The 19,698-nt window shown below is 37.8% G+C and carries 19 protein-coding genes; 1 reads left to right on the top strand and 18 read right to left on the bottom strand.

The features are described from left to right. Window positions 1-19: 19 nt before the first annotated feature. The 3 genes from recG to V7183_RS06410 form a co-directional block, all read right to left on the bottom strand. Complete coding sequence (gene recG, locus V7183_RS06420) at window positions 20-2,068, bottom strand: ATP-dependent DNA helicase RecG (RefSeq protein WP_335359004.1); 2,049 nt, start codon at window positions 2,066-2,068, stop codon at window positions 20-22. Window positions 2,069-2,366: 298 nt separating this feature from the next. Continuing rightward, window positions 2,367-4,043, bottom strand: coding sequence for a DAK2 domain-containing protein (locus tag V7183_RS06415; protein WP_335359003.1), 1,677 nt, complete (start codon window positions 4,041-4,043; stop codon window positions 2,367-2,369). Between the two features lie 22 nt (window positions 4,044-4,065). Continuing rightward, window positions 4,066-4,428, bottom strand: a complete 363-nt coding sequence (locus V7183_RS06410) for an Asp23/Gls24 family envelope stress response protein (RefSeq protein WP_000021111.1) — start codon at window positions 4,426-4,428, stop codon at window positions 4,066-4,068. 378 nt (window positions 4,429-4,806) lie between these two features. Here V7183_RS06410 and rpmB point away from each other — a divergent pair, with 378 nt between their 5' ends. Continuing rightward, window positions 4,807-4,995 carry a 50S ribosomal protein L28 gene (gene rpmB, locus V7183_RS06405; RefSeq protein ID WP_000124776.1) on the top strand — a complete coding sequence of 63 codons (189 nt, stop codon included), beginning with the start codon at window positions 4,807-4,809 and terminating at the stop codon, window positions 4,993-4,995. Window positions 4,996-5,064: 69 nt separating this feature from the next. On the opposite strand, the gene spoVM is transcribed toward rpmB, so the two are convergent. From spoVM to remA, 15 genes are all read right to left on the bottom strand, one after another. Continuing rightward, entirely contained in the window at window positions 5,065-5,145 is an 81-nt protein-coding gene (gene spoVM / locus V7183_RS06400; protein ID WP_001213600.1) for a stage V sporulation protein SpoVM, read from the bottom strand. A gap of 66 nt (window positions 5,146-5,211) precedes the next feature. Then, complete coding sequence (locus V7183_RS06395) at window positions 5,212-5,853, bottom strand: thiamine diphosphokinase (RefSeq protein WP_097895168.1); 642 nt, start codon at window positions 5,851-5,853, stop codon at window positions 5,212-5,214. Window positions 5,854-5,999: 146 nt separating this feature from the next. Beyond that, window positions 6,000-6,644, bottom strand: a complete 645-nt coding sequence (rpe, locus tag V7183_RS06390) for a ribulose-phosphate 3-epimerase (RefSeq protein WP_335359002.1) — start codon at window positions 6,642-6,644, stop codon at window positions 6,000-6,002. Window positions 6,645-6,646: 2 nt separating this feature from the next. Further along, on the bottom strand, window positions 6,647-7,528 hold the full coding sequence (gene rsgA / locus V7183_RS06385; RefSeq protein WP_097895164.1) for a ribosome small subunit-dependent GTPase A: 882 nt from the start codon (window positions 7,526-7,528) through the stop codon (window positions 6,647-6,649). A gap of 584 nt (window positions 7,529-8,112) precedes the next feature. Further along, a complete protein-coding gene (pknB, locus tag V7183_RS06380) occupies window positions 8,113-10,086 on the bottom strand; it encodes a Stk1 family PASTA domain-containing Ser/Thr kinase (RefSeq protein ID WP_335359001.1) in 1,974 nt (657 codons plus the stop codon). Window positions 10,087-10,094: 8 nt separating this feature from the next. Beyond that, entirely contained in the window at window positions 10,095-10,847 is a 753-nt protein-coding gene (locus tag V7183_RS06375) for a Stp1/IreP family PP2C-type Ser/Thr phosphatase (RefSeq protein WP_097895161.1), read from the bottom strand. Window positions 10,848-10,851: 4 nt separating this feature from the next. Next, window positions 10,852-11,940: a 23S rRNA (adenine(2503)-C(2))-methyltransferase RlmN gene (gene rlmN / locus V7183_RS06370; RefSeq protein ID WP_097895159.1), complete on the bottom strand. Its 1,089-nt coding sequence runs from the start codon at window positions 11,938-11,940 to the stop codon at window positions 10,852-10,854. Window positions 11,941-11,944: 4 nt separating this feature from the next. Continuing rightward, complete coding sequence (gene rsmB, locus V7183_RS06365; RefSeq protein ID WP_097895157.1) at window positions 11,945-13,279, bottom strand: 16S rRNA (cytosine(967)-C(5))-methyltransferase RsmB; 1,335 nt, start codon at window positions 13,277-13,279, stop codon at window positions 11,945-11,947. Continuing rightward, window positions 13,276-14,220, bottom strand: a complete 945-nt coding sequence (fmt, locus tag V7183_RS06360) for a methionyl-tRNA formyltransferase (RefSeq protein WP_097895155.1) — start codon at window positions 14,218-14,220, stop codon at window positions 13,276-13,278. The genes rsmB and fmt overlap by 4 nt, the downstream gene beginning before the upstream one ends. Before the next feature lie 16 nt (window positions 14,221-14,236). Next, entirely contained in the window at window positions 14,237-14,713 is a 477-nt protein-coding gene (gene def, locus V7183_RS06355; RefSeq protein WP_097895153.1) for a peptide deformylase, read from the bottom strand. Window positions 14,714-14,724: 11 nt separating this feature from the next. Next, entirely contained in the window at window positions 14,725-17,130 is a 2,406-nt protein-coding gene (gene priA, locus V7183_RS06350) for a primosomal protein N' (protein WP_335359000.1), read from the bottom strand. Then, complete coding sequence (gene coaBC, locus V7183_RS06345) at window positions 17,127-18,332, bottom strand: bifunctional phosphopantothenoylcysteine decarboxylase/phosphopantothenate--cysteine ligase CoaBC (protein ID WP_335358999.1); 1,206 nt, start codon at window positions 18,330-18,332, stop codon at window positions 17,127-17,129. The genes priA and coaBC overlap by 4 nt, the downstream gene beginning before the upstream one ends. A 200-nt stretch (window positions 18,333-18,532) precedes the next feature. Further along, the gene (rpoZ, locus tag V7183_RS06340; RefSeq protein ID WP_097895147.1) at window positions 18,533-18,745 is read right to left on the bottom strand and encodes a DNA-directed RNA polymerase subunit omega; all 213 of its coding nucleotides are present in this window, start codon (window positions 18,743-18,745) and stop codon (window positions 18,533-18,535) included. Between the two features lies 1 nt (window position 18,746). Beyond that, on the bottom strand, window positions 18,747-19,364 hold the full coding sequence (gene gmk, locus V7183_RS06335) for a guanylate kinase (RefSeq protein WP_097895145.1): 618 nt from the start codon (window positions 19,362-19,364) through the stop codon (window positions 18,747-18,749). Window positions 19,365-19,377: 13 nt separating this feature from the next. After that, window positions 19,378-19,641 (bottom strand): extracellular matrix/biofilm regulator RemA, encoded by a 264-nt coding sequence (gene remA, locus V7183_RS06330; RefSeq protein ID WP_001251456.1) that lies wholly within the window; start codon window positions 19,639-19,641, stop codon window positions 19,378-19,380. Between the last annotated feature and the right edge of the window lie 57 nt (window positions 19,642-19,698).

Here is a 19,698-nt window from a genome sequence, read left to right as displayed (position 1 = left end):
AAATTTTTACATTCCATTTTTAATCGAGCTTTTCTCCTTGGAATACACCTGTTCCCTCAAGATACACACGAAGCGGCGCATACTGATCATTACGCCAAAATGCTTTTGAATCAACCAATATCGCTGCGTCTTGTCTAGCTGTTTCTAACGCTCTATAATCATGTACCATATCAGCAACCTTAAACTCTGGCAGACCACTTTGCTTACTTCCAAAGAAGTCTCCAGGTCCTCGTAACTCCAAATCTTTTTCTGACAATACAAACCCATCATTTGTTTCAGTCATAATGCGCATGCGCTCTTTTCCTGTTTCCGATTTTGGATCTGCAATTAATAAGCAATAAGATTGCTCACTACCACGTCCAACACGACCTCTCAACTGATGAAGCTGAGATAAACCGAAGCGCTCCGCATCATAAATAACCATAACAGTTGCGTTCGGCACATTCACACCTACTTCAACTACAGTTGTTGAAACAAGAATTTGCACTACATTCTCACTAAACTGTTCCATTACCTCTTCTTTTTCCTGAGATGATAACCTTCCATGCATTAATCCAACTTGGAACTTTCCTTTATAATGATGCATCAGCATACTATGTAAATCGATAGCATTTTGCACATCCAGTTTCTCAGATTCTTCAATAAGAGGGCAAATAACGTAAGCTTGTCGCCCTTTTTTCACTTCTTTCTCAACAAAACCGAGAACGCGATCTAACATATCATGTTTTGCCCAATATGTTTCAATCACCTTTCGGCCCGCTGGCATCTCATCAATAATTGAAACATCCATTTCACCGAATGCAGTAATTGCCAATGTACGCGGAATTGGTGTTGCTGTCATAAATAACACATCTGGACTTTCACCTTTTTCTCGTAAAACACGACGCTGCGCTACGCCGAATCGATGCTGCTCATCAGTAATAACGAGACCTAATCTATGGAAAATAACTTCATCTTGAATTAAAGCATGTGTTCCAACAAGAATATCTACTTCCCCTTGTTCTAATCTCGCTAAAATTTCACGGCGTCTAGCTCCTTTAACTGAACTCGTTAACAACTCGACATTCATATTAAAATGCGAGAATATTTCAGCGAGCGATTGATAATGTTGTTCAGCTAAAATTTCAGTAGGAACCATTAAAGCTCCTTGATAATGCGCTAATTTCGCTGCATAAAGAGCAATTGCCGCCACAACTGTCTTTCCGGACCCTACATCCCCTTGTAATAATCGGTTCATCCGATAAGGAGATTTCATATCTTTCATAATTTCATCAACAACTCGGCGCTGTGCACCAGTTAACGGAAACGGAAGTGCATCAGTAAACTCTTGTAATGCTTCCATCGAAATTTCTTTTTTCGTCCCTTTAGAATTTTCCCTTTCTATTTTCCGAAGCGTTTGCATCTTCAGTTGAAATAAGAAAAACTCCTCGTAAACAAACCTACGACGCGCTTGTTTTAAATCTTCTTGCCCAACCGGAAAATGCAGTGCCCGAAGAGCTTCATAACGAGGTAACAACTTATAACGACTAAGTAATCCATCTGGCAATACTTCCGTTATCAAATTGCCGTATTCTTTTAAAGCTTGCGCAATAAAGCGACGCATTTGCTTTACTGTCATTTTCCCTTTTACCGAATACACAGGCTCTACTTCTTGTTGACGTACAACTGGCCCAAAGTAGAGCTCAGATACAGAAATTGTTTGACGATGTTGATCCCACTTACCAGTAATCGTTACCGTCTCATCTAACTTTAACTTTTGCTTATAATATGGTCTATTAAAACATACAGCTGTAATTAAATAACGGCCAACAAGTACACGGACAGTCAGACGTGATTTTTTCTTCCCATAATATTGTAATAAAGGAGCACTATGCACTTTCCCTTCAACCGTCACACGTTCTTCGTGCTTCACTTCAGCCAAATCTTTCATTGCGTAATCTTCATAACGGTACGGAAAATGTTCTAGCAGATGAGAAACTGTATAAATCCCCATCTCGTGTAATAACTCAGATGTTTCTTCTCCAATTCCCTTTACATCCGTAACAGGAACTTGTACAACTTCATTCAAGGTTTTCACGCTCCGTCACATCATTTTATTCTATAGATTACAGTTAACGTATACCTGTAATCGCTCTCTTCTACCTTATATATTCTATCATAGGCATTCTAAGAGAAACTACTCTAATCCCTGCATATACAAAGCAGGCGAATGAACTACGTAAGAAAAGAGCCTCACTATAACAGCAAGGCTCTTTTCCATCATCAATATGCTAGCCTTTTGAGCAAGAGCTAGGGACACATTTTATGTTACTAGCTCTTGCTCATTAGCAAGTAAATAATCAATTCCTTATAATAAAGAATTTTTATTATTCTACAGAAAAAATGAAAGAATACACAGGTTGGTTACCTTGGTGTACCTCTACTTCAGCATCTTCAAATTGCTCTTCTACAAACGCAACTAATTCAGCAACTTCTTCATCCGTTGCATCTTCACCTTGTAAAATTGTTACAATTTCAGATTCTTCATCGATCATAGCTTCAAGTAATTGCTTCGCCGCACCTACTTTTTCAGCGTTTGTAGATACAATTTTCCCATCTGCAATACACATGAAGTCATCTTTTTGAATTGCTACACCGTCAATTTCTGTATCACGAACTGCATACGTAATTTGACCTGTTTTCACATGAGATAAAGCTTCTTTCATGTTTTCTTCATTCTCTTCTAACGTTCCAGCTGGATTAAATGCTAACATTGCAGCCATACCTTGAGGAACAGTTTTTGAACGAACGACAATAACATCTTGATCTACAACTGATGCCGCTTGCTCTGCTGCCATTACGATATTTCCGTTATTCGGTAAAATGATAATTTTCTCAGCATTCGCTTCTTCAATCGCCTTCACGATATCCTCCGTACTTGGATTCATCGTTTGACCGCCCTCGATAACTTGCGTTGCACCAATGCTCTCGAATAAGTTTTTAATACCCGATCCCATCGCTACAGTTACAATACCATATGGCTGTTTTTCTTTTGCCGGACTTACTTTTTCCGTCATCGGTGCTGGCTCATCTAATAAAGCAGTATGCTGTTCACGCATATTTTCTACTTTAATTTTAATTAAGCTACCGTAACGTTGTCCATAGTTCATCGCATCACCAGGATGTTCTGCATGAATATGAACCTTTACAATTTCATCATCCGACACAACTAATAATGAATCTCCGTATACACTAATGTCTTCACGGAATTTTTGTTCAGAGAAATTATGTTCCTTTACTTTCTCAGGCTCTAATTTCACCATGAACTCCGTACAATATCCATATTTAATGTCTTCTGTACTCAATTGGCTTTGTACACTACGGTGATGTTCTGCACGCACCATTTCATTCATAGATGGCTGTGCTGGTGCATCAGAAGAAATTGTTTCTCCCTTTAAATCAGCTAAAAAGCCTTCGTATACAACAACAAGACCTTTACCACCGCTATCTACAACGCCAACTTGTTTTAATACAGGTAATAAATCTGGCGTACGATTTAACGATGCATTTGCCTCTTTAACAACGTCTTCCATAAACAAAACAAAGTCGCGCTGTTTTTTCGCAACCGTGACTGCATATTTACCCGTTTCTCTTGCAACTGTTAAAATCGTTCCTTCAATCGGTTTCATAACTGCTTTATATGCCGTTTCGACACCAGCTTCTAAAGCTGCCGCAAAATCAACTGTTGTTAACTCTTCTTTTTGCTCAATAGACTTAGAGAAACCTCGGAATAACTGTGATAAAATAACACCTGAGTTACCACGAGCTCCCATTAATAATCCTTTTGCTAAACTTACACCGACTTTACCAGCATGCTGTGAAGGATTTGCTTTTACTTCACGTGCGCCTGAAGTCATTGATAAATTCATATTTGTACCGGTATCGCCATCTGGAACTGGAAAAACGTTTAATGCGTCAACAAGCTGAACATTATTTGTTAAATTATTCGCTCCTTGAATGATCATTTGTGATAAACGTTTTCCATCAATTTTTTGAATTGACACAGATTTTCCTCCTTAATGCACATTACAAGTTTATTACTTTAACTCCTTGTACGTAGATGTTTACAGAATCTACTGCTAGTCCTACCGTTTGATCTAATGTATATTTCACTTTTGTTTGGACGTTGTGTGCTACCTCTGAAATTTTCGTACCATAGCTCACAATAATATACATATCAATATGTACTTCATCTTCGTCTTTACGAACAATAACGCCCCTAGTGAAGTTTTCTTTTCGTAAAATTTCTGTTAATCCATCTTTCAACTGATTTTTTGAAGCCATACCAACGATACCATAACAATCTACCGCGGCCCCTCCAGCAATCGTTGCAATTACATCTGTACTAATATCAATTTGACCGTACTTCGTTTTAATTTCAATTGACATCTCGTTTCCCCCTTCATAAATGGTGAAAGTGAGCTAGACTACTTTAGTTACTATCATATAATCTTTTTAAAGAAAATTCCATCGTTCTTTCTTTTCGCTCTCATATTTTTCACTTATCATTACACTTTTTTTATGACGAGCAAAATAGTCCATTGTTATTATACAACATGTACTACTATAATATGTCAAGTGATTTTTCTTGATTTCTACTTTTCTTTACTAACATTTAGTGTCAAGTAATTTTTCTTGATTTCTTTTCTATACACTGTTGCATTCTCTTTTTAGTTGTGTTAAATTATAGTAGTGTTTTTAGCATCGCATAAAAGACTAACATTGAAAAATTACGTATGGTAAGGTAGTTAAGGGAGGGAAATATAGATGGCTCGTGTTTGTGCTATTACTGGAAGAAAAGCTCGTTCTGGTAACTCTCGTTCTCACGCAATGAACGCTACAAAACGTAAATGGGGCGCTAACCTTCAAAAAGTTCGCGTACGCATCGACGGTAAAGTTCAACGTGTTTACGTTTCTGCTAGAGCATTAAAATCTGGCAAAATCGAACGTGTTTAATAAAAAAAAAGAGCCACTAGGCTCTTTTTTTATTATCCCCATGGAAAAAGCACCGGTAACAGGTGCTTTTTAGTCCTTTTTAAAGGTATTTAACACCGCGCGAACAATTCCACCAAGAAATTTAGGTAACTTAATTGTATAAAATCTCATGGTTTCCCTCCTAATCCCCATTACTCCACTTGTTTACTATATGACGCAAGGAGCAAAATTGTTTCTTCAATCAGTGCTTCTTATCACCATTAATATGCCAGAAGTAAATGAAAAAGTACCTTTTTCCGCAAGGAGTTCATTACTAATACAAAGTGTCGATCCCCATTTAATTGTTTTATCTATAAGAGGATATTTAAAACCACGAAGTGTAATACCATTTACACATTCAGTAACAGGTACAAAGGATACGTATGGAAATTGTTTATTTTCTTCAATTATATATGTACCCACGTCTCTCACAAATATTTCGTTTTTATTATCAACAATACACATTTCCGTACTTTCTTCCAAACCTTTCAAAAGCATTTGTATATTCGCTAGACCATGATCAAGTCTTCCACCTGTAGCACCAAAAATACGAATCAATTTCGGCTTTTGCTCCAGCGCCCAGCTAATCGCAATTTCTAAGTCGGTTTGATCTTTTTCACGCGGAACAATATGTAGCTCATCTGTCTGTTTTTGCATCCACGCTAATTCTTCCTCTGTAACTGAGTCATAGTCACCAAATGCAACAGCTGGTACGATTCCTCTTTGCAACAAACGATATACACCACGATCAACCGCAGCCCATACTACTTCCTCATTTTCATATCGAGAGAAATCAGCACAGTACTCCGCAGGTCCTCCAGCTAAAATATGAATAATCATCTTTTCTTTCCCTTCTATAGAAAAAAGCAATCTGCCAGTCGGTAGATTGCTTTTTTTCACATTATCCCGTTCTAACAGGTTCGAAAACTCCCCTATTGATTTTTAGTCCTCATCAATCGGGAGAAAAGTTTCCTTACATCTATTCGTTATCCACGAATTACTCGAATTGCTTCACCGCGGTCCTTTTGATTGTATACTGCCGATCCTGCTACAAGAACATTCGCTCCAGCTTCTACACAAAGTCTCGCAGTCTCAGCGTTTACACCACCATCAACTTCAATTTCAATTTCTAAATTACGTGCCTTGGCCATTTCTGCAACTTGTTTAATTTTCGGTAATACAGAATGAATAAACTTCTGTCCACCGAATCCTGGATTTACCGTCATAAGTAATACCATATCAACATCTTCCAATACATGTTCAATCATAGAAACTGGTGTATGTGGGTTTAATACAACCCCAGCTTTGATGCCATGCGATTTAATTAATTGAATCGTACGATGTAAATGTGGACATGCCTCTACATGAACAGTAATAATATCTGCTCCAGCTTTTGCAAAAGTAGGGATATAGTTATCAGGGTTTTCAATCATTAAATGTACATCCAATGGTAAAGATGTAATTGGGCGAATTGCTTCTACAATTAAAGAACCAATTGTAATGTTTGGAACAAAATGTCCATCCATGACATCAACATGGATATAATCCGCTCCACCTTTTTCTACATCTTTAATTTCTTCCCCTAATTTTGAAAAATCTGCTGATAAAATCGATGGTGCAATTTTAATCATGACTAATACCTCGGCTTTCTCTCTCTAATTTCTTCTACGAATTGTTTATAATGTTCGTAACGATAATGAGTAATCTTTCCTTCCTCAACTGCAGCTTTCACTGCGCACTTCGGTTCAGAAAGATGTGTGCACCCTCTAAATTTACAGTATTGACTCTCTTCTTTCAACTCTGGAAAACAATGTGTAAGATCTTCTACTTCTATATCAATAAAATCAAGTGAGCTAAAACCAGGTGTATCTGCAACAAGACCACTTCCAACTTCAATTAATTCCACATGTCTTGTCGTATGCTTACCGCGGCCTAAATGCGAAGAAATATCGTTTGTTTTCAGTGCTAAATCTGGTCGTAATACATTCAACATAGAAGATTTCCCTACACCAGATTGTCCTGCAACCACTGAAACATAGCCTTCTAAAAACGGTTTTAAAATATCAATACTTTCCGATGTATTAATAGAAGTAAACAATACATCATATCCCATTTCACGATAATCATTTGCATAAGACTCAACAGTTTCTCGCATTTTTTCATCTACTAAATCCATTTTACTAATACAAATAATTGGTTTAATGTTATGATATTCAATTAATACGAGAAATCGATCTAGTAATCCTGGGTTAAAATCTGGTTCAACTGCTGAGAAAACAAGGATTGCTTGATCGACATTGGCAATCGGCGGCCTAACAAGTTCATTTTTTCGCTCAAAAACTTCTAGAACATATCCCTCGTTCGGATTCTCCGCTTGAAAAACGACTTGATCTCCTACAAGCGGCGTAACTTTATTCTTTCTGAATACACCACGACCACGGCATTGTGTAATACCATCTTCATGCTGCACATAATAAAAACCACTCAAAGCTTTTACAATTTTTCCTTCTGCCATATAATTCTCCTTTATTCTATATAAAACTTTAATCAATGGTTGTTTCTTTACCTCATTGATTACAATTTAAACGAATCAAGCTTTTGTAAACAACTATTTCCAAAAATCATCACATGAATACTCCGCATCTATAAAGTAAAACTTTAATCAGTGAGTTTTTTCTTCTTCCCTCACTGATTATTAACCCCCACCTAACTTCTCTTTAGAAAAGCGGAAGCGGCTTGCTCAGAATCGCAGGACGCCCGCGTCCCTGACAGAGAGGCGCTTTTCGCCTCGTCCGAGGGGGCGAAACGACCGGAGATTCTAGCCGCTAGAGCTGGCCAATGCTTTCACTGAATTTTGAGGTGGGGGTCTTATTGTCCGCAAATAGCAGGATACATAACTGACTCATTCTGTTTACACTTTGCTTAATCTTCGTTCAAAACCTTATTTATATTCACGTCACTTTTATGGCTATTTTCTATTTTGAAACGTAAATTCTTGCCTGTTATACCGTCCACCATGTAAACATGCATAACAGGCAAGAGTAACGAATCCCATCCCCTATATAAAGAAGATGGAATCCACCAAATAGAGACTCATCTTTACCCGACTGGATATGGTACTTCTTTATCAATGATTGTCGTTCCATCTCGAACAATCTTATAATGTCCTTTTGTTCCTTCTTGAATCACAAATTCCAAAGAAATAGTAGCAGTTTCTGTTATTGTTCGGGTTTCAATTGGTCTATCCATTTTTTGCTGCATATCTTCTTTATAAATTTCAATTGTTTGTGGCTTTTTCTCACCTGTTGCAGGAGCTTCATATGGAAGTGGAATATTATCAACTTTTACAGTCTTCGTTACTTTCGGCTTTGGTCCATCCGAAATAGTAACCGTTACTTTATCCCCTTCTTTTAACGGCACCCCTGGTTTTGGTGATTGTGAGATTACCAGCCCTTTATCAATCGTATCCGAATATTCTCTTTTTATATCCGGTATCAGCTTCTTCTCATTTAAATAGCTGTTCACACTATTCTCAGTCCATCCTGAAAAGTCAACAGGGCGAATTTGATAAGGACCTTTACTTACCCAAACTTTCACATCTTGCTCCGCTTCCACAACCATTTGGTCTGCTGCTGGACTTTGTTCTACGATTTCACCTTTTGGTTTTTCGTCGTCAACATCGTATCGAACAACAATTTTATATTTCCCTTCTAATTCTTTCTTCAAACTATCAAAATCTTTTCCGATTAAATTACTCATTTTACTCTTTTTTTTCCCGCCGGATTGATAGATTGTAATTTTAGAATTTTCCTTTACAATCCTTCCTGTTGCCGGACTTGTTTTAATTACTTTTCCAGCTTCAACATCATCTGTATAGACAATGTTTGGCTCAGCAACTTCAAATCCTTTCTCGACAAGAGCATTAACAGCAGTCTCATACTTCATACCAGACACATCTGGAATTTTCACATCTTTTGGGATAAAAAATCTTGGAATTACAGTAAGTGCTAACGTTGTACCGATTGCTAAAAGTAAAAATGTTGCAATTAACACTTTCAACCATTTGTTACTTCGCTTTTTTTTCACATTTGGTTTGACTTCTTCATTTTTTATCTGTTCATCCGCTTTGCTTCCATTCAATACGATTGTTTCATCACTTATATTTCCTAATAATTGTTCTTGTTGAATAATTGGAATCGCCTTCGTCGCTTCCATATCTTCAGGTATATAAAATGGTTGTTCGTTAATACGCTCTGGATATAGAGCTGTTTCAATATCCCTCTTCATCGCATTAGCAGACTGATATCGATGGAACGGATCTTTTGCAGTTGCTTTTAAAATTATATTTTCTACACTTTGCGGAATATCTGGATTCCAACGTTTTGGAGATGGCGTTTCATTTTGTAAATGTTTTAAAGCTATCGCAATAGCCGACTCCCCTGAAAACGGCTGCCTTCCTGTTAATAATTCAAACATAACAATACCGAGTGAATAAATATCCGATTGTTTATTCGCTATCCCTCCGCGTGCTTGCTCTGGTGACAAATAATGAACCGAACCAAGCACTGAGTTCGTATGCGTTATCGTTGTCGCACTTGTAGCTGTCGCAATTCCAAAGTCTGTCACTTTCACAACTCCATCACTTCGAATCAGGATGTTATGTGGTTTTATATCACGGTGGACAATTTCAAAATGATGGGCATGCGCCATTGCAGCTGTTAACTGCTCCATAATATCAAGAGCTTCTCCTATAGGTAACATTCCACGCTGATTTATGTATTGCTTTAATGTTTGTCCAGGTACGTATTCCATAACAAGATAATAAATTCCATCTTCTTCCCCAACATCATACATATTCACAATATTTGGATGCGACAACGTTGTAACAGATTGCGCTTCTCGATGGAAACGTTTAATAAACTCTTCATTATTTGCATAATCGAGTCGTAGTATTTTTACCGCTACATCTCGGCCTAGTATATCATCATGAGCCAAATATACATTGGCCATTCCTCCGCCACCAATCATTTTCAGCAGCTTATAACGGTCGTTTAGGCGTTTTCCAATCAGCACGTTGTAATTCACCTACTTTCGTTTGCCGAATCCACATAATCAACAATGACAAGGGTAATGTTATCTTCTCCACCACGATCATTCGCCAATTGAATAAGATGTTCTCCCTTTGTCTCAAGTTGTTCGTTTAATTGCAAAATCCTTTGCATATCATCTATGGCAACTTTATTTGATAATCCATCAGAGCAAAGAAGCAATTGATCATTCTCTTCAAGCACTAATGTTTTAACGTCTAATCCGACTGTTTCTTCTGTTCCAAGCGCACGCAAAAGTACATTCTTTTTAGGATGATACTCTGCATCCTCTTTTGAGATTTCACCATGCCTAACAAGTTCATTTACAAGCGAATGATCTTCTGTAATAAGTGATATCTCTCCATCTGACACTATATAACAACGACTATCTCCTATATGTCCAATTGTTACAAAATCTGCCTTACAAATCGCCACAATAACTGTTGTTCCCATACCACTACACTCTACATGTTGCTTAGCGTATTCATATATGCGTTCGTTAATCATCTCAACTTTTGTATGTAACCATTCTTCTGCTTTTCTAGGTTCATTCATGTTATACGTTTGTTTCCAATAATCATGGAATAGTTGAATGGCCATCGAGCTAGCAACATCACCCGCTCGATGACCTCCCATTCCATCAGCTACTACAGCTAATATATCTCCATCCAAATTATGAAAAACTCCTGCACTATCTTCATTATGTTGACGAACTTTTCCTTTATCCGATAGAAACACGGCTTTCATCTTGTCACCTCGTCTCTTCTTTGCGCTCCTTTGCACGCAACTGACCGCAGGCAGCATCAATATCATGACCTTGTTCACGACGAATCGTTACATTCACTCCACGGTCTTTTAGCGTTTTTTCAAATAAGAAAATTTGCTCACGTGGCGTTCTTACATAATCGCGTTCTGGTACGTAGTTTACCGGAATTAAGTTTACATGACATTTTACACCTTTTAAGAGTTGAGCCAGTTCTTCAGCGTGCTCAACTTGGTCGTTTTCTCCTCCAAATAAACCATATTCAAACGTAATACGACGTCCAGTTCTATTTACATAGTATTTAATAGCTTCCATTAAATCCGGCAATTTATAAGCACGGTTAATCGGCATTAATTTTGAACGTAATTCTGTATTTGGAGCGTGCAGTGAAATCGCAAAGTTAATTTGCATATCTTCTTCGGCAAACTTATAAATTTTCGGGATAATTCCACTTGTGGAAACTGTCATATGACGTGCCCCAATATTGATTCCCTTCTCATCGTTAATAATGCGTAAGAATGCCATTAAATTATCATAGTTATCAAACGGCTCCCCAATTCCCATTACTACAAGAGAACTTACACGTTCTTCTGTTTCATCAAGCGCACGTTGCACTTCTACTACTTGTGCTACAATTTCTCCTGCTTCTAGGTTTCGCTTTAAACCACCTAGTGTCGATGCACAAAACGTACAGCCAATACGGCAACCAACCTGTGTTGTTACACAAATGGAATTTCCATATTCATGTCGCATTAATACTGTTTCAATGGAATATCCATCATATAATTGGAATAAAAATTTAATTGTTCCATCAGAAGATGTTTGTTTTACTAATGTATTTAAAGTAGTAATATCAAAGGAATTCGACAATTTATCACGCAATCCTTTAGATAGGTTTGTCATATCCTCATAATTTTTCACACGTTTTTTATAAAGCCAATCAAAAATTTGTCCTGCACGGAATTTTGGTTCCCCTTGTTCCTTTAACCAATCTTGCATTTCATGAAGTTGTAAAGAATAAATAGATGGTTTTTTCATTTCTAAATTTTTCTTTTGTTTTCTTACAGTCGTTTCCATGATGCTACACCTTCCTTCTTAAACAAGCAATATAAAATCCATCTGTTGCAAAATAATGCGGTAAAATTTGTACTTGCCCCTCATTTATATAAGGACGTAGTTTTTCCGGCATACGCTCTTTTATCGTCGTATCCCATTCAAATTCAGGATGCTCTTGTAAAAATTGCTCTATCACTTGTTCATTCTCTATTTTTTCAATTGTACACGTACTATAAACAAGGCGCCCACCTGCTTTTAATAGGGGTGCAATTTTGTCTAGTATCGTTAGCTGGATTGTCGATAGTCTTTCACTATCGCCCTTTCCTTTACCTAATTTAATATCAGGTTTACGTCTGATAACACCAAATCCAGAACATGGTGCATCTACTAATATTTTATCAAAGCTTTCGTTTGCAAAATGCTCTTGGACTTTTCTTGCATCTAGTGCCTTTGTTTCAACATTTTCTAAATCAAGACGCTTTGCTTGTTGCTGAATTAAACGAACTTTATGCGGATGCAAATCAAGAGACATTACTTTGCCCGTTCCTCTTAAACGCTCTGCAATATGTGTTGTTTTCCCACCAGGTGCTGCACAGCTATCAAGAACTTTATCTCCTTCTTCCGGTTCTAAAGCTCGGGCAACAAGCATAGAGCTTTCATCTTGAATCGAAAGAAATCCTTTTTGGAACGCCTCTGTATGCGCAACATTTCCTTTTTCAATTTGAATAGCATCCTCTGATAAATCACCAAGTTTTGCCTCTACGCCTTCATTTTCTAGCAAAGCAATCGCTTCTTTGACCGTTACTTTATCAACGTTCACACGCGCTGCCGAAACAGGTGGAATCATGCTTACTTCACACATTTTTTGAGCGGTTTCCAGATCATACGCTGTTACCCATTCTTGTACAAGCCATTCTGGGTGACTTGTTGCAACAGCTAATCGTTTTACAGGATCTTGTATCTCGTCTAAAGACGGAACACCTTCACGCTGAATCGAACGCAGTACTCCGTTTACCATTCCTGCAATGCCTTTATGACCACGACGTTTTGCAATCTCAACAGCTTCATGAATTGCAGCTCTTTCTGGAACACGATCTAAATATAGCATTTGATATAAAGATAAGCGAAGCAATACTTTTACCCATGCCTCTATCTTTTTTCTTAAAAATGGTTGTAAATAATAATCAAGTGTGTCACGACGTTGAATCGTTCCATACACAATTTCAGTTAACAAGCCAATATCTTTTCTATCAATCGCACTTTTTTCAATCAAATTATTTAAAAGTAGGTTGCTATAAGCACCACTTTTCTCCACTTGCATTAAGCCATCAAGAGCTAACTCACGAACATTTTGTCTCATGCGTCTTCTCCTAACTTTGTACCAATTTCAGGTTTTGTTCCACGTAAAAATTGTGAACAGCTCATACGCTTTTTACCAGATGGTTGCAACTCAGTAATTTTAACACCCGTTTCATTTCCTGTTGCTACAATGAAACCCTCTTCTTCAATTGCCACAATTGCGCCTGGCTCGGCCTTAGCTGTTACAGGAACCTTTTCTCCCCACCATACTTTTACAACTTGTCCTGCTAAAGTCGTGTAAGCAACCGGCCATGGGTTTAAACCGCGAATGTGATTGTATACTTCTTCGCCCGTTTTCGTCCAATCAATTTTTTCTTGCTCACGCTTAATGTTATAGGCAAATGTAGCCTCAGCTTCATTTTGTTTAATTGGTTCTAATTTCCCTTGGATTAATAGCGGAACCGTTTTGGATAATAAATGTGCCCCCGCTTCGCTTAGTTTATCGAATAATGAACCTGTTGTTTCACGTTCTTCAATTTCCACTTCTACTTGCGTTAAAATATCACCAGCATCTAATTTTTCAACCATATACATAATTGTGATGCCTGTTTTTTCTTTACCTTGCATAATCGCGTAATGAATTGGCGCACCACCACGAAGTTCTGGAAGTAATGAAGCATGGACATTAATACATCCGTACTTCGGTGCTTCTAAAATTTCATTTGGTACAATTTGTCCGAACGCAGCTGTCACAATTAAATCCGGTTCTAGTGCCAACACTTTTTCATACTCATCTTTTTCGCGAATTTTTAACGGCTGTAACACCGGAATACCATGTTTTTCTGCTTCCACCTTAACAGGTGTTGGTGTCATAACCTTTTTTCTACCCACTGGACGATCTGGCTGCGTTACAACACCAATCACATCATATCCATCCTCAATAAGACGACGAAGCACCGGTACAGAAAAGTCCGGTGTTCCCATAAATACTACTTTCACCATTCAAAAATCGCTCCTTTTACATCTCTTCTAATTCATTTTCCTCATAATATCTCGTCACTTTGGATGTAAATAGTACACCGTGTAAATGATCGATTTCATGTTGAATTGCACGTGCTAAAAAATCATCCGCTTCTAATAAAAATATTTTACCACGGCGGTTTTGCGCGCGTACTTTGATATACTCCGCACGCTCCACTTCACCATAAAGTCCCGGAAAGCTTAAGCAGCCTTCGGGACCTACTTGTTCACCACGTTTTTCTAAAATAACTGGGTTAATGAGTTCAATCTTACCAGTATCATCACCGATATCAACAACTGCTACTTGCAAACTCACACCGACTTGCGGCGCAGCTAAACCAACACCATCTGCAACTAACATTGTTTCGTACATATCTTTTAACAACTTTACTAACTTTTTATCAAAGTGAATTACCCGTTCACATGGAGCTTCTAACACTTCATTTGGATGCTTTACAATTTCTAAAACTGTCATAATTCCCTCCGCTACATTAACATTGTTGGATTAAAATCAATTGAGATTTGTAGCTCTTTTTGCATTTCTGCTTGATAATGTTCATTTACCATTTTGAGCACGTACTTTAAGTTTGGTTCCCGTTTGTATTTTATCACGCATTGGTAACGATATCTATCTTTTATCCTTGGAATTGCTGAAGCAACTGGCCCTAACACCATTGATTGCTTTGAACAATGTGTTCGTAAATACCCAACAATTTTCTCCGTTACTTGCACTGCTTTTAATAATTCCGGATGTGATACAGTTACAAGCGCAACGTAGTAGTACGGTGGATATTGCCTCATTTTCCTCATCTGCATTTCGTGTTCAAAAAATACATCATACTGCTGATTTTTTGCTAACTCTACACTATAGTGTTCTGGTGTATACGTTTGAATAACCACTTCTCCTGGTAATTCATGTCGTCCTGCTCTTCCACTCACTTGCGTCAATAACTGATATGTTTTTTCACTTGCTCGAAAATCTGGTAAATGAAGCATCGTATCAGCTGTTAAGACACCAACAAGCGTAACTTTTGGAAAATCGAGTCCTTTGGCAATCATTTGTGTACCCAGTAAGATATCTGCCTTCTCCTCACCGAACGCTTTTAATAACTTTTCGTGCATTCCTTTACGACTTGTCGTGTCAACATCCATTCGGATAACTCGAGCCTCAGGAAATAACTTCGTAATTTCTTCTTCCACCTTTTGCGTCCCTGTACCAAAGAAACGAATATACAAACTATTACAAGCAGGACAAGCAGTTGGCATATTCTCCTCATAACCACAATAATGGCATTTCAAACGATGATTCATTTTGTGATAGGTCAGTGATATATCACAATGCGGGCATTGCACCACATAACCACAATCGCGGCACATAACAAATGTAGAATGACCTCTTCGGTTTAAAAAGAGAACCATTTGCTCTTTCTTCTCTAACCGATCCGCTATTTTCTCATGAAGTAATGTAGAAAACATCGAACGATTTCCCTCGCGAAGCTCCTCACGCATATCAACAATTTCTACTGTCGGCAACGCTTGTTCATTCATACGCTTCTGCATCGTCAATAACTCATAGACACCTTTCTTCGCTCTAGCAAATGATTCAAGCGTTGGTGTGGCACTACCAAGTACAATTGGACAATTATGATATTGTCCTCTCCAAACTGCAACATCCCTGGCATGGTATCTTGGATTATCTTCTTGTTTATAACTGGATTCATGTTCTTCATCAATAATAATAATTCCTAAATTTTCAAAAGGGGCAAAAATGGCAGAACGTGCGCCAACTACAACTTTTACTTCTTTTCGCAAAATCTTCCGCCATTCATCGTATTTTTCCCCAACAGAAAGCGCACTATGAAGAACGGCAACTTGCGAACCAAATCGCCCTTTAAAACGATCTACCATTTGCGGTGTTAATGCAATTTCAGGAACAAGCACAATCGCTTCTTTCCCTTTTTTTAATACCGCGGCAATAGATTGTAAATACACTTCTGTTTTACCACTTCCTGTAACACCATATAGCAAAAATGGATTGTAAGTTTCGTTTGCAATCGATGACAAAATTGGTGTAATCACTTGGTTTTGTTCATCCGTAAGCGGGAATGGTTTTGTCTGTTCAAAATCTTCATCGTCATACGGATTACGATATACTTCCACATATTTCTCCGAAAGCAAGCCTTTTTTGACAAGAGACTTTATCGGCGCATCTGTCATTTGCAATTCTTCTGTTAATGTTTTTGATGGCACGCTATGATAATTTTCCACAAAGTAATATAGTACATCTTGCTGTTTTTTGCTTTTCAGCTCAAATGCTGCTGCCTCTAATTTTCCCTCTGGTAACTCGGGCTGAATCACTCTTTGCTTCTTCTTTTGTACTTTATCCTTTACTTTATAGATAACTTCAATCGTACCATTTGTGATTTCTTTTTGGACCATACGATATAGATGTGGATGCGTGGCAATCTCTTCCCAATCTACTGCTTCTTTCCCTTGAAATAAATTACAGATTTCCGGCGCTGCCTCTTCTGGTTTAAGAAGTTGTAGCCGCTTTTTATAAGTCGCTTTTATCGCGGTTGGAAGCATAACTTGAAAAGCGGAAATCGTATAACATAGCGTTTCATTTGTCAGCCAAAAACCAAGTTTCAATAGTTCCTCATTTAAAACTGGCGTGACATCCAATATTTCATGCAATGCTTTTAATTTCTTACTTTCCACATCTACCGAATCTTTTATTTCAATAATAAATCCCTGTAATTTTCGTGGACCAAATGGAACGACGACACGCATACCCGTTTGTACGATATCTTCCCATTTTTTAGGAATGATATAATCAAATGGTCTATCAGTTTGACGTGCTGGTACATCAACAATCACACTTGCAAATTTCATACACGATCCTCTTCTAACATCGCTTCGATTTGCATTAATATTTCACGAGCTACTTCTTTCTTTGCTAAAAGTGGTAACTCAATCACTTCTCCATCTTTTCTATACATTGTTACAATATTTGTATCCGTACCAAATCCTGCCCCTTGCGCTTTCACATCATTCGCAACAATCATATCGGCATTTTTTTCACGTAATTTTTTCGTTGCATATTCTTCTACGTTTGTTGTTTCAGCAGCAAAACCTACAAGCAACTGATGTTCTTTTTTCTCACCTAATGTTTTCAAAATATCAGTCGTTCTCTCTAGTTCAATCACTGCATCTCCAATTTTCTTTTTCATTTTATGATCATATACAATTTTTGGGCGATAATCTGCGACAGCAGCTGTTTTAATAACAACATCTATAGAAGCATATTGCTGAAGAACAGCTTCTAACATATCTTGTGCAGATTGTACTTGTACAGTTGTTACATTTATAGGCGGCGTTAATGCTGTTGGTCCTGAAACAAGTATTACATCCGCCCCTAAATTCGCTGCAACTTCTGCTAGAGCATACCCCATTTTCCCAGAAGAGAAATTTGTCATAAAACGAACTGGATCAATCTTTTCACGAGTTGGTCCCGCTGTTACTAATATCTTTTTTCCTAGTAATGGTTTTTTTTCTGAAAAAGCCTCTTCTAGTCTAGCAATGATCGTTTCCGGTTCTTCCAGTCGCCCTTTTGCAACATACCCACATGCTAAAAAGCCTTCTCCAGGCTCAATAAATGTATATCCTAATGTTTTTAATGTCATCATATTCTTTTGAACAATTTTATTTTCATACATATGCACATTCATAGCAGGTGCAATCCATACTGGTGCTGTAGTAGCTAACAATGTCGTTGAAATTATATCATCAGCAATACCATTTGCTAACTTTCCAATACAATTCGCTGTAGCCGGAGCAACAAGTACAACATCTGCCCAATCTGCTAAATCAATATGAGCGATAACTGCCGAATCTTTTTCATCAAACGTATCTGTGTATACATCATGGCGAGAAAGCGCTTGAAATGTAAGAGGTGTAACAAACTTCATCGCCGATTCACTCATCATTACCTTTACAAGTGCCCCCGCTTGTGTCAACTTACTTGTTAACGCAGCCGCTTTAAAAACAGCAATGCCTCCTGTTACACATAGAAGTATCTTTTTCCCTTTTAGCATATGACTCGTCCTCTTTCTTTTTCAAACTTGTTTTGCTGAAATGGAATGATTCCAGCTCGTCAGTGCCAGCATTTCATTAAATCTTTATCTTATTTCTTTTTAGCTCTATCGTAAAAAAATAACAACCTACTTGTAAATAGGTTGTTACCGTTACATAGAAAATTATAAAGTCTATGTTTTCTTTTGTCGAAAAGAACGTCTTACTCAGATATTTTCTCTTCGCTTGGTACATAGCTTAATGCTTCTGTATCAATTTCTTCCAATGCTTTACCCACACATTTATGAGAAACAGGATTTTCAATAACACAATTGTTAGCAAGTTGCATTTCACGAGCACGTTTTGCCGCTACCGTTACCAATGTATATTTAGAATCGATTTTTTTTAGTAATGAGTCAATTGATGGATTTAACATATTATATACCCTCCGTCATTTCCTTATAATATTTTGCTACTCTTTCGCGGCGGCAATGTTCACCAACCACAATTGCTTTAATGCGTTCACAAGCCATTTCTACTTTATCGTTTTCTACAACATAGTCATAAGCGTCCATCATCTCGATTTCTTCTTTCGCCACAGTTAAACGATTTTCAATAACCTCTTCAGTCTCTGTACCACGACCTACGATTCGGTTCTTTAATTCTGATAGGCTTGGAGGAGCTAGGAAGATAAATACACCCTCTGGGAAAGCTTTCTTCACTTGAATTGCTCCTTGCACTTCAATTTCTAAGAACACATCTTTTCCTTCTTGCAATGTCTTTTCAACATAGTCAATTGGTGTTCCATAGTAGTTTCCAACGAACTCCGCCCACTCAAGTAGCTTTTCGTTACGAATCATTTCTTCAAACTCTTCTCTCTCTTTAAAGAAATAATCCACACCGTCCACTTCGCCTTCACGCGGCTTACGTGTTGTCACTGAAATAGAGTATTGAAATTTTGTATCTTCATGGCTGAACAACTCTTTTCGAACTGTCCCTTTTCCAACGCCAGAAGGTCCTGAAAGAACGATGAGCAACCCTCTTCTACTTCTCATAAATATGTAAAACCTACCCTTCCTCACTTAAATCTTCTTTATTATTCAAACGATGTGCAATCGTCTCTGGCTGAATTGGACTTAATACAACATGCCCATCATCCATAACAATAACCGCCCTTGTTTTTCTCCCATACGTAGCATCAAGTAACGCATTATGTTCACGCGCTTCCTGTACCGTTCGTTTGATAGGAGCTGACTCCGGACTTACAATAGCAATAATTCGATGAGCAGATACAATATTCCCGTATCCAATGTTTAAAAACCGCATGGCCATAGTTTGCGCCTCCTAGTAAGTCTATCCGATTTCTCCATCACGTATAACTCTATATAT

It is taken from the genome of Bacillus sp. JJ1127 (assembly GCF_036965845.1).
Lineage (GTDB): Bacteria > Bacillota > Bacilli > Bacillales > Bacillaceae_G > Bacillus_A.
Note: the sequence above shows the minus strand (reverse complement) of the source record. Positions and strands in the feature narration are given on the sequence as shown.

What these genes read in the sequence shown, in the direction of transcription:
- V7183_RS06410 (WP_000021111.1), bottom strand. Translation starts at nt 4,428, where the DNA reads ATGTCAATTGAAATTAAAACGAAGTACGGTCAAATTGATATTAGTACA.
- rpmB (WP_000124776.1), top strand. Translation starts at nt 4,807, where the DNA reads ATGGCTCGTGTTTGTGCTATTACTGGAAGAAAAGCTCGTTCTGGTAAC.
- spoVM (WP_001213600.1), bottom strand. Translation starts at nt 5,145, where the DNA reads ATGAGATTTTATACAATTAAGTTACCTAAATTTCTTGGTGGAATTGTT.
- V7183_RS06395 (WP_097895168.1), bottom strand. Translation starts at nt 5,853, where the DNA reads ATGATTATTCATATTTTAGCTGGAGGACCTGCGGAGTACTGTGCTGAT.
- rpe (WP_335359002.1), bottom strand. Translation starts at nt 6,644, where the DNA reads ATGATTAAAATTGCACCATCGATTTTATCAGCAGATTTTTCAAAATTA.
- rsgA (WP_097895164.1), bottom strand. Translation starts at nt 7,528, where the DNA reads ATGGCAGAAGGAAAAATTGTAAAAGCTTTGAGTGGTTTTTATTATGTG.
- V7183_RS06375 (WP_097895161.1), bottom strand. Translation starts at nt 10,847, where the DNA reads ATGAAAGCCGTGTTTCTATCGGATAAAGGAAAAGTTCGTCAACATAAT.
- rlmN (WP_097895159.1), bottom strand. Translation starts at nt 11,940, where the DNA reads ATGGAAACGACTGTAAGAAAACAAAAGAAAAATTTAGAAATGAAAAAA.
- rsmB (WP_097895157.1), bottom strand. Translation starts at nt 13,279, where the DNA reads ATGAGACAAAATGTTCGTGAGTTAGCTCTTGATGGCTTAATGCAAGTG.
- fmt (WP_097895155.1), bottom strand. Translation starts at nt 14,220, where the DNA reads ATGGTGAAAGTAGTATTTATGGGAACACCGGACTTTTCTGTACCGGTG.
- def (WP_097895153.1), bottom strand. Translation starts at nt 14,713, where the DNA reads ATGACAGTTTTAGAAATTGTAAAGCATCCAAATGAAGTGTTAGAAGCT.
- priA (WP_335359000.1), bottom strand. Translation starts at nt 17,130, where the DNA reads ATGAAATTTGCAAGTGTGATTGTTGATGTACCAGCACGTCAAACTGAT.
- coaBC (WP_335358999.1), bottom strand. Translation starts at nt 18,332, where the DNA reads ATGCTAAAAGGGAAAAAGATACTTCTATGTGTAACAGGAGGCATTGCT.
- rpoZ (WP_097895147.1), bottom strand. Translation starts at nt 18,745, where the DNA reads ATGTTAAATCCATCAATTGACTCATTACTAAAAAAAATCGATTCTAAA.
- gmk (WP_097895145.1), bottom strand. Translation starts at nt 19,364, where the DNA reads ATGAGAAGTAGAAGAGGGTTGCTCATCGTTCTTTCAGGACCTTCTGGC.
- remA (WP_001251456.1), bottom strand. Translation starts at nt 19,641, where the DNA reads ATGGCCATGCGGTTTTTAAACATTGGATACGGGAATATTGTATCTGCT.